This window comes from Corallococcus exercitus (genome assembly GCF_003611585.1).
In the GTDB taxonomy this organism is placed as follows: Bacteria; Myxococcota; Myxococcia; order Myxococcales; family Myxococcaceae; genus Corallococcus; species Corallococcus exercitus.
Window position 1 is genome coordinate 1 of the sequence record NZ_RAVW01000357.1, and the last position, 10341, is coordinate 10341.

Sequence of the window (10341 nt, forward strand, 5' to 3'; positions counted from 1 at the left end):
GCTGGTGGGAGCGCTGGGGTGGGCAGGCTGCGGCGGGGACGACGGCGACACGCGGCGCGTGGACACCCCGGTGGTGCCGGTGACGCCCGTGGAGGACCCGCGGCTGCCGGATGGCGGCACCGGCACTGATGCGGGCACTGGCACCGACGCGGGCACGGGAACGGACGCAGGCACTGGCACCGACGCTGGCACCGGGACGGACGCGGGCACGGGAACGGACGCAGGCACTGGCACCGACGCTGGCACCGGGACGGATGCCGGCACGGACGCGGGCACCACGGATCCGGGAGAGACGAAGTACCCCCTGCCGTCCGCGCCGGGTTGGACCTTCTACGGCCGCGAGCAAGGCGGTCCCCGCTTCGTCTACGGCGTGTCCGCGGATGAAGGCGGCAACATCTGGGTGGCGGGCGGTGAAGAGGGCCTGTTCCTCCTGAAGAAGGGGGAGTCCACCTTCAAGAAGTTCACGATGGAGGACGGCCTCCGCCCCTACGGCTACATGCCGGATGGCAGCGCGCCTTCTGGCGCGCCCTACCTCAAGGTCATCTCGGTCGCGGGCGCCTGGGATGGCGCGGTCTTCGTCGGTTACGCGGGCAAGCCGCCGCCCGCGGGAATCGCGGACTGCGAAAGCGAATGGGACACCGCCTACCAGGCCAAGCGTCCCGCGGACGCCAGCGTCTACAAGAGCGGTGACGCGGACCGCGTGGAACTGCGTGCCGACGGCACCCTCAAGGTCGTTCACTACGACATCTCTTCTGGCCCTGGCGTGGTGAAGGGCTACGAGCGGCGGGAGAAGCTCTGTCACGTCTACCGTGTCGCCTACGACAAGGACTCCGACCCCAAGAAGAGCAGCGTCTGGTTTGGCGGCAACCATGGCTTCGCGCGTGGGGATGCGCACTACGCGGGTAACCCGACGTGCAACGGGAAGCTGGAGTGCTCGGGCCTGGAAGAGCACAGCCACCCGGCCTACAGCGCGTTCATCTACAGCAACTACAAGAACGACCAGGCCCAGTACGGCAACGACTACAGCAAGTACCAGGTCCGGGATGCGCTCCTGACGGACGCCTACTACGGCATCGCCCCCCTGCCCAACCACGACGTCTGGGTTGGTGGCGCCAACCGCTCCACCAAGTACTACTACGGCTCCAACGGCAACGACTTCTGGAAGGCGCAGTCGATGACCGAGAACCCGGAGTACAAGTGGAACCGCCGTGACCTGTGGACGGATGCGGTAGGTGAGAAGGAGTGGCCCTACGCCCGCCCCGAGGAGCGGACGGAGGACCTCGTCTCCGCAATGGCGGTCGTCCCCGACGGAACCAACCGCGTCTGGGTGAGTTCCTTCGGCAACGGTCTCCTCCAGCTCGACTCGGAAGGAAATGTCCTGCGCAGCTTGAAGAACGACCTCATCGCTCCGCATGTCTCCAGCGTCGCGGTGGATCCCCTGGACAACAGCGCGTGGGCAGGAGCCGCCTGGGGCGGCGGCATCAGCCGCGTGGGCGCGGGCGTCACGAAGTACAGCTACTCGCTCTTCGGGAGTCATCTCTCCGAGATGCGCATCCCGGACATCCAGGTGGACCGCTCCGGAGCCCGTCGCCGCATGCTCGTGGCCTTCACGCCGATTGAACCGGTCAAGGGCCCCATCACCCCGGGCGCCATCGGCATCTACGAGGGCGACTGAGCAATAGCAGACACGCCTGGTCATGACCGAGCGGCCACCCGAAGTCAGGGTGGCCGCTTTTCTATTCACCAGACATCACTCACAGGCCGCCACTGAAAGACATACGACAATCCACCCGACCTCAGCACCCTTGCCATCGCCAGGAAATTCCCGTGGCTCCGTCATCAACCCTGTCGCGCTCAGCAATGGACTCGCATGAAGCGTTTCCAGGTGTCTGAGCGCGGTCACAACCTATGCCACGGATCCACCCCCGACTCGCGCCGCTCACCATCCTGGCCCTTTGCAGCGTCCTTTGGACCTCGGCCTGCGACGACCCTCCTGACAGCGAGACACCCAGCGCCAAACCCGCAGAGCACCTGAAGACCTCCAAGGCCGCACTGGTGGACTTCCAGGTGGAGCTGCCCGACAAGGCATTCATCTCCATCAGCGGCAGCAGCCTCAGCGACGGCTACCACGTCATGCACACGGGCAATGACACGGCGACCTGTGGCCCCGAAGCCCAGCCGTGCAAGACGATCCGATATGCCGTGGGGAAGCTCCCGGAGGGAACCACCCTCTACGTGCATGGCAGCCCCACGCCGTATGAGGGGACGAACGGCTACATCACCCAGAGCGGCAATCCCAACAAGCCGCGGCGCATCGTGGGCCTGGACCACTACCAGAACAAGGCGCGCATCATCCCGTACGGGACCAAGAACCCTTTCGACTTCGGCGAAACGCAGTACTGGGTCCTCAGCAATGTGATGATCGACTGCCAGGACAAGGATGTGACCGGCGTCTATCTGGCGTTCTCCGACCACGTCGCGATCCTGAACTCCAACATCGAGCATTGCCAGGATGGCGCTATTGCCCTGCGTGGCGCCTCTCACGTCACGGTGAGTGGGAACCACCTCGCCCACAACCTGGGAACCGCACCCCATCCGCAGGACCCGAACATCATCGTGCGTGCGGACGGCAACGGCGTGACGATGGAGTACGGCTCCCACCACGTCCACATCGCCAAGAACTTCAGCTACGACAACTCCGGAGACAGCGTGCAGTGCCAGGGCTCGGAGCAGGAGGCTCTCCTGCCCGACGGCAGCCAGAACACCCTCCTGGACTCACGCCACATCACCATCGAAGGGAATGACTTCCACGACAACATGGAGAACGCCGTGGACATCAAGTCCTGCCAGAACGTCCTCATCACGGGCGCCAACCGCTTCTACAACCTCTATGCGGCGGAGGAATGGCACGACAACACGCCCATCTGTGGAGGCGCGGCCGTCATCGTGCACTACAAGGCGACCCGGGTTCGCATCGAAGATGCCAACATCTTCGACAGCGGCATTGGCATCGAAGTAGGCCGGTATGACAAGCCGGGAGCCTCGGACATCGTCATCCGCCGCAATCGCATCCACAACATGAATCAGAACCTGGTGACGACCTGGCCGCGGGCGCAGAAGAAGTTCAACTGCGGCGATGGCATCACCATCTACCGTGCCGCGAATGTGGAGGTGTACCACAACACGCTGCACAAGCTTCCGCACAGTGGCATCCAGGTCCACCCCTCTTCCAACGACCCGGCCTGGGAAGACGCACGCGACATCCGCATCTGGAACAACATCATTTCCGAGGTGGGTGGGTTCGCCTACAACGACCCGGCGGACACCGAGCCGCCCTTCACCCCGACCAACCGCGTCGGTGGAACGCTGTTCTTTCAGCCCTTGATGGTTGCAGGTGTCCTCACGAGCGAGAACAACCTCTTCTATCACCCCACGGGCGCCCGCTTCCGGCTGAACGGCACCGCGGGCCTCACGCTCGCGAACTGGCAGGCGCAGACGCCCTTCGACCATGCGGGCAGTGCGCCCACGCGCAGCAGCGAAGGCAATCCCCTCTTCCGCAATGGGTTCTCGGGTGACCTGCGGATGCAACCGGGGTCGGCGGGCATCGACACCGCGCTCGCCGATTCGACCAACAGCACACGGCGCTGCGGCAGCGCCAGCCTGCCGGACCGTGGCGCGGTGGAGAGCGATTGCCCGACCAGTGAATTTCCGGACCCCGTGTGGGGCATCCAGCGCGGGACGCAGTACACGGATCGGATCCACGCGGTCGCGACAAACAGTGTGGGGGATGTCTTCTACGCTGGCACGAGCGACGGCAGCTTCGGGTTCACCAACCAGGGCTACAACGACGCCTTCGTAGGCCGCTACTCCGTGACGGGTGGACAGGGCTGGACGCGGCAGATGGGCACGGCTTCCACGGACACCGGCAATGGGGTCGCGGTCGATGCGCTCGACAACGTCTTCCTCGCGGGTTCCACCATAGGGAACCTCGGCGGTGTCAACGCGGGGGGCTACGACGCCTATGTCGTCAAGTACGACAAGAACGGGACACGGCAATGGAGCTCCCAATTCGGAGGCGCCACGAGCGAGCAACTCAACAGCATCACGACCGATGGAACGAACCTCTACGTCGCGGGCTCCATCACGAGTCAGCAGACCGACTTCTACCTCGCCAAACTCAACCCGGATGGTTCGGTGGCCTGGACCCGGACGACGGGCACCTCGTTCGAGGAGGAGCTCACATCCATCGCCTACAACGCCGCGCTCGATTCCGTCTTCGTCACTGGCCACGGCAAGACCAGCTCGATTGGTTACTTCAAGAGGATCTACCTGGCCCGGTACAACTCGGCCGGCACGCTGATCTGGGAGACCTGGCGGGACATGCCGGACCCGTCCTACTTCGAGATCCTGTCCAATGGCGTCGCCGTTGACGCCGCGGGTGGGGTGTATGTGGGAGGAAGAAATCGGCCGGGCTCCGAGCTCGACAATCCCTTCCTCTACAAATTCGATGGCGCGAGCGGCGCGCTCCAATGGACGAGGGACTGGCACGAGTTCGGCTATTCGAGTGCCATCATCTGGGCCGTCGCGACGTCACCGGATGGGCATGTCTACGCCTCGGGCAACGCGTCCCACCACATGGCGCTGTGGAAGTTCACGCCCGAGGGGATACGGGTGTGGCAATCGGACGTGGGTGTGCGCGCCGGAACGTATACCTACGCGTTCGGTCTGGCGGTGGACCCGTATGGGGACGTCGTCTCCGGCGGCTCGACCTTCTCGGACATCTTCGCCCCCAGCCAGGGCGGTCCTGACGATGCGTGGCTCGTGAAGTACCCCGGGAACTAGCCCCCTCACTTCACGGAGTCCCACAGCCGTTCTTCTCAGCTTCCGAGCAGAACGGCCGTGCCATTTCTCCGGACTCAAAACAAAGACGCCGTCACGGGAATGACGCGCCGTGCCCGGCTGTCCACCAGCCGGGCACGGGCATGCCGACAGACAGCCCGCGCGGGCCAGAAGCCGTCTAGAATCCCGCCCGCTCATGCCTTCCGTTCCCCCGGCCCCCATCCCCACGCACACCGTCGTCGCCGCGCGGGCGCAGGGCGAGCGGCTGTCCGCGCAGCGCTTCCACCTGGTGCTGCTGGACACCGAACGCGCGGGCACCGTGTACCCGCTGGCCACCGAGGACCTTCGCGTCGGCAAGTCCACCGACAACGACGTCGTCATCGACCACCCCACGGTCAGCCGCAACCACCTCGTGGTCCGCCGCCAGGGCGACCGCTTCCTCGTGCAGGACCTGGGCTCCACCAACGGCACCTTCCTGGACGGCGCGCAGGTGCGCGAGGCCTACCTGCGCCCCGGCGCCCTGCTGGAGGTGGGCGACGTGCGCCTGCGCTTCAGCCCGCAGATGGCGCCCGTGCAGGTGGAGCCCACCGTCGAGGACCGGCTGGGCGACCTGGTGGGCCGCAGCGTGCCCATGCGCCAGATCTTCGCGCTGCTCCAGCGCATCGCCCCCACGGACTCCACCGTGCTGCTGGTGGGGGAGACGGGCTCCGGCAAGGGCGCGGGCGCCAAGGCCATCCACAAGTTGAGCCCTCGCGCGGCCGGGCCGCTCGTCGTCTTCGACTGCGCCAGCGTGTCCGACTCGCTCATCGAGTCCGAGCTGTTCGGCCATGAGAAGGGCGCATTCACCGGCGCGGTGGGCCAGCGCATCGGCTGCCTGGAGCGCGCCCACGGCGGCACCCTCTTCCTGGACGAAATCGACGACCTCGCCCTGGACCTGCAGCCCAAGCTGCTGCGCGCCATCGAGGACCGCGAGTTCCGCCGCCTGGGCTCCTCCACGCCCATCTCCTTCGACGCGCGCATCGTCGTGGCCAGCAAGAAGGACCTGTGGGCGGAGACGCAGGCGGGCCGCTTCCGCGAGGACCTCTACTTCCGCCTGTCTGTCTTCACCTTCAGCCTGCCCCCGCTGCGCGACCGCAAGGAGGACATCCCGCTGCTGGTGGAGGCCTTCGCGGGCGAGGGGCTCTGGCCCCGGCTGCCGGAGAAGATCCAAGAGCAGTTCCTGGGGCACACCTGGCCGGGCAACGTGCGCGAGCTGCGCAATGCCCTGGAGCGCGCCCGGCACATGGTGGACATCCCCGGCCTCACCGGGGACAACCTCCTGCGCGAGTTCACCCGCGACGTGCCCACGCCCGCCGGGGACTTCCTGCCGGTGGAGTTCACCGGGCCGTTCAAGGTGTGCAAGGACGAGCTCGTGCGTGCCTTCGAGCGCGAGTACCTCACGCGCCTGCTGGGCCGCGCCCGGGGCAACATCGCCCGCGCTGCCCGCGAGGCGGAGCTGGACCGCAAGCACCTCTATTCGCTCCTGCACAAATACGGGCTCGTTCAGAGCGAGCCGGACTGAACCCTTCGTGGCATGGTGGTGGCCGCTTTCACGCGGTCCCCCATCCCCCAGGAGGGCTTCATGAAGTTGCGTCCGTCCCGCTGGCTCGGTGTGCTGTGCGCGGGTGTCTTGATGATGAACGCGACGGGCTGCTTCGGCTCGTTCAAGCTCACGCAGAAAATCTGGCAGTTCAACAAGGGCATCTCCGGCAACAAGTTCGTCCAGTGGCTGGTGTTCCTCGTGTTCGTCGTGGTGCCCGTCTATGAGATTGGCACGCTGGTGGACGCCATCGTCGTCAACAGCATCGAGTTCTGGACCGGCAGCAACCCGGTGAGCAGCGTGGCGGGCGAGGACGACAACACGCGCCTCGTGAAGCTCAGCCCCACCAACACGCTGAAGATGTCCCGCGACGTGGAGTCCGGCGTCATGCGCCTGGAGTTGCAGCGCGAGGGCCAGGAGCCGCTGGTGCGCTACTTCGAGCCGCTGGAGGACGGCATGGTCGCGCGCGACGAGGCGGGCGCCCTGCTCATCCGCGCCCAGGGCCAGCAGGACGGCGCGGTGAAGGTGACGGACGCCCGCGGCGCCACCGTGACGGTGCACGCGCGGGACGCGGTGGACGCCGCGCGCCAGCTCTTCCTGGACGGCGGCGCGCCGGCGCTCGCGCAGTTCGCCACGCACCAGGGACAGCTCTCCCAGGGCATGGCCGCGCTCGACACCTGCACGCCGTGAGACAGGACGTCAGGGCTTCCGGCGGACTCCACCGGAAGCCCTGAGGTGAATCAGGGCGAGGGCTCGTCCACCACCACGTCGCCCAGGTCCGGACCGAAGCCCGCGTCGAGCGCCAGGGAGTTGAACGTCCCCTCCATGCTGCGCCCCGCGCCGTAGCCGTCGCCCTTCTTGAACGACAGGGAGAAGTCCCCGCGCGTGGCCTCGCCCGCGTTGCCGCCTTCGTCCAGCACCAGGTCGCCCCGCTCCACCTGGGTGAAGGCGCGCGCGGGTTCGCCCGCGGCCACGTGCACCACCGACGCGCGGTCGCGGCCGGACGGCGTGGTGCCACCCAGCTGCACCTTCGTGCCGGGCTTCAGGTCCACGCCCTCGGTGTCCACGGTGAGCCGCGCGACCAGGTCCACGTCCAGGCCGTTGTTGCGGAAGTAGCTCACCTGGAGCGCCTCCGGGTTGCGGCGGATCTCCACCCTCGACACGTCGGTGACGGGGAACAGCTCCGACACGCTGCCGGACAGCTCGTTGTCTCCCCGGCACGCGACGGCGCCCGCGCCGCTCAGCACGGCCGCGAGCCCCAGCGCCGCCACGGCGCGTCCCGCGAGGCTCACCGCTCCACCGCCAGCGTCAGGGCCTGCGTGCCGCCCGCGCGGTAGAGCACCACGCGCTGGCCCGTGGACAGGAACGCCAGCTTCGGCGACCAGCCGCCCGCCGTGTCCACCGTCACCTCGCGCCACTGGTCCTCCACGCGCGTGGCGATGATGAGCGCGTCGTCCGACGGCGAGCAGTTGCCCTCGTTGCGCCCGGACTCCAGCGAGCAGACGTGGAACGCGATGGACGGGTCGTGCGTCTTCGGGTCGAACGCCAGCGACGGGTACCAGCCGCCGGAGCCCGTCTGGTACACGGGGTCCGGCGTCGTCCAGTCCTGCGCCGCCGAGCACTTCGTCCCCGTCGTGCCGGTGCAGCTGATGAGCGTGAGCCGGTTGGTGAAGCGGTCCACCGCCGCGATGCCGAAGCCCACCACGGGGTCATACGCCAGGGAGGCGCCCAGCATCGTGCCGCCCACCGACTGGACCTTCACCGGCGGCGTCCACGTGGTGCCGTCCGTGTTGCGGCGCTGGAAGAACACGTTCTGCCCGGACGCGTCCGCGGCCCCGAACGCCTGGTCGAACACCAGGGCCGGCTGGTCGCCCGCCATCAACATCTGGAGGCGCCCGCCATAGGCCGGCTTCTCATCCGTGCCATTGCCTCCCGCCGCCACCACCCGGTGCTGCCAGGTCGTGGGCCCGCCGCTGGCAAGCTCCACGTCGCTGCCCGCCCAGTCCTGCTGCGGGGACTGCCCGTTGTGCACGTCGCGGTAGACGACCAGCGCCTGACTGCCACTGAAGACGATGGAGGGATTGATGCCCACGAGATAGCCCGTGTCGCTCACCGGGTTGCCCGCGATGGCCTCGTCGCCCCGCTTCACCGCGATGCTCTCCGTCCAGGTGCCGTTCGCGTTGCGGAAGGACACCGCCAGGTCGCTCTGGAGCCAGAAGACGGACTGATCACTCTGGCCGCCCAGGTAGCTCACCGCGGGCTGGCCCGTGGGGCCGAACGCCAGCGACACGCCGTACATGCGCTGCACGGTGGCGATCTTCTCCGCCGTCGGCTGCACCTGGCCGTCCCGCACCTCGCGGTAGCGCAGCTCGAAGTCCTTGTCGCTCACCTTCGCGTAGTAGGCGATGCCGATGCGGTCGTCCGGGGCCACCGCCATCGCGATGTTGGAGAGGGCGGTCTGCTCGCTCGGCTCCGTGTCCACCGTCAGCCGCGCGAAGGGCGTGTCCGTCGTTCCGCCATCGTTCTGCGGATTCGTGCCCGCGTCCGGGTTGGCCGGCTTGCCGCCGCCACATCCCAGCGCGAGCGCCGCTCCCAGTAGCCACGCGTGCCGTTTCATGCGGTTCTTCTCCTTGGTTCAGTCGGCCCAGTTGAGCGCGCCATCCTACGCCAGCCGCGCGCGTTGTCCGTCACGCCTTGGGGTATGGCCGCGCATCACGCACGCGGTGGGCGGCCAACCGACCCCGGCCCCTTCTCGGGTGCCATGAAGCACGCGCACCTGGGTTAGGCTGCCACGCCATGGCTCGCGCGCGTTCGCTCCCCCCGAAGCTGTCCCGGCGCACCTTCATCCAGCGGCTCACCTTCTTCGGCGGTGGCGTCGTGCTGCTGGGCGCCGCCGCGTGTAAACGTTCGAAGGAAGCGGAAGCGCCCAAGCCCGCGGCGCCCACCGGCACCACCACCGCCGGGCAGGCCCTGCGCACCTTCTCCGCCTTCGAGTACGCCGTCGTCGCCGCGGCCACGGAGCGGCTCCTGCCCCGCGACGAGGACCCGGGCGCCCAGGACGCGGACGTGGCGCTCTACATCGACCGCATCCTGGAGACGCAGGGGCTTCAGGCCATGCACCGCGACTTCCTCCAGGGCCTGGCCGCGCTGGAGCGCCGCGCGCAGCGCATGTTCCAGAAGGGCTTCGCCCAGGCCACGCCCGCCCAGCAGGACGAACTGCTCGCCATCTTCAAGGACAGCCCGGCCGGCAGCGGCGAGGCCCACTTCTTCGAGCTGTTGATGACGCTCAGCCTGGAGGGCTTCCTGGGCGACCCGTCCTACGGCGGCAACAAGGGGCGCGTGGGCTGGCGGCTGATGGGCTTCGACACCGTGGGCACCCTCGCCATGGCGCCCCCCGAGGGCTACGACGGGCCCAAATGCCTGCGCGAGTGCGGGGGTCACCACCCGTGAGCCTCCCTTCCGTGGACGTGTGCATCGTGGGCAGCGGCGCGGGCGGCGCGCCGCTCGCGCTGGAGCTGGGGCGCGCGGGCTTCAAGGTCGTGGTGCTGGAGAAGGGGCGCCACTACCAGCCCAAGGACTTCGTCCACGACGAGATCCTCAACAGCCGCCGCAACTTCTTCATGCCGCTGCCGTGGGAGGAGCCGCACCTGGTGCGCCAGGGGCCCAAGGCCCGCTACGAGCGCAGCAACGCCGCGTGGACCGCCAACTGCGTGGGCGGCGGCACCGTGCACATGAGCGGCTTCTTCTACCGCCTCAAGCCGGTGGACTTCCGCCTGCGCTCCACGCTGGGCGCCGTGCCCGGCACCACCGTGGCGGACTGGCCCATCTCCTACGAGGAGCTGGCGCCCTTCTACGACAAGGCGGAGGCCGAGCTGGGCGTCTCCGGCCAGGCCATCCCCCACCCCTTCGCGGAGCCCCGCAGC

General features: G+C 68.0%; 8 protein-coding genes. 6 read left to right on the forward strand and 2 right to left on the reverse strand.

Going from position 1 to position 10341, the window contains the following annotated elements; all coding sequences use genetic code 11:
* Nucleotide 1: 1 nt before the first annotated feature.
* The 4 genes from D7W79_RS44600 (at nucleotide 2) to D7W79_RS31865 (ending at nucleotide 7108) form a co-directional block, all read left to right on the forward strand.
* On the forward strand, nucleotides 2-1675 hold the full coding sequence (locus tag D7W79_RS44600; protein ID WP_439099252.1) for a hypothetical protein: 1674 nt from the start codon (nucleotides 2-4) through the stop codon (nucleotides 1673-1675).
* Nucleotides 1676-1908: 233 nt separating this feature from the next.
* A complete protein-coding gene (locus D7W79_RS31855; RefSeq protein WP_120529139.1) occupies nucleotides 1909-4842 on the forward strand; it encodes a right-handed parallel beta-helix repeat-containing protein in 2934 nt (977 codons plus the stop codon).
* 193 nt (nucleotides 4843-5035) lie between these two features.
* Complete coding sequence (locus tag D7W79_RS31860) at nucleotides 5036-6400, forward strand: sigma 54-interacting transcriptional regulator (RefSeq protein ID WP_120529140.1); 1365 nt, start codon at nucleotides 5036-5038, stop codon at nucleotides 6398-6400.
* 60 nt (nucleotides 6401-6460) lie between these two features.
* Nucleotides 6461-7108 carry a DUF3332 domain-containing protein gene (locus D7W79_RS31865; protein ID WP_120529144.1) on the forward strand — a complete coding sequence of 216 codons (648 nt, stop codon included), beginning with the start codon at nucleotides 6461-6463 and terminating at the stop codon, nucleotides 7106-7108.
* Nucleotides 7109-7158: 50 nt separating this feature from the next.
* Here the strand turns inward: D7W79_RS31865 and D7W79_RS31870 are convergent, their stop codons facing one another.
* Nucleotides 7159-7710 (reverse strand): hypothetical protein, encoded by a 552-nt coding sequence (locus D7W79_RS31870; protein ID WP_120529141.1) that lies wholly within the window; start codon nucleotides 7708-7710, stop codon nucleotides 7159-7161.
* Entirely contained in the window at nucleotides 7707-9035 is a 1329-nt protein-coding gene (locus tag D7W79_RS31875) for a sialidase family protein (RefSeq protein ID WP_120529142.1), read from the reverse strand. Before D7W79_RS31875 ends, D7W79_RS31870 begins: the two co-directional genes overlap by 4 nt.
* A gap of 179 nt (nucleotides 9036-9214) precedes the next feature.
* Between D7W79_RS31875 and D7W79_RS31880 the strand changes: the two genes are divergently transcribed.
* Together D7W79_RS31880 and D7W79_RS31885 are read left to right on the forward strand one after the other, a co-directional pair.
* Entirely contained in the window at nucleotides 9215-9868 is a 654-nt protein-coding gene (locus D7W79_RS31880) for a gluconate 2-dehydrogenase subunit 3 family protein (RefSeq protein ID WP_120529143.1), read from the forward strand.
* Nucleotides 9865-10341 (forward strand): FAD-dependent monooxygenase (locus tag D7W79_RS31885; protein WP_147442145.1); only part of this gene is annotated, 477 nt, incomplete at its 3' end. The genes D7W79_RS31880 and D7W79_RS31885, both read left to right, overlap by 4 nt.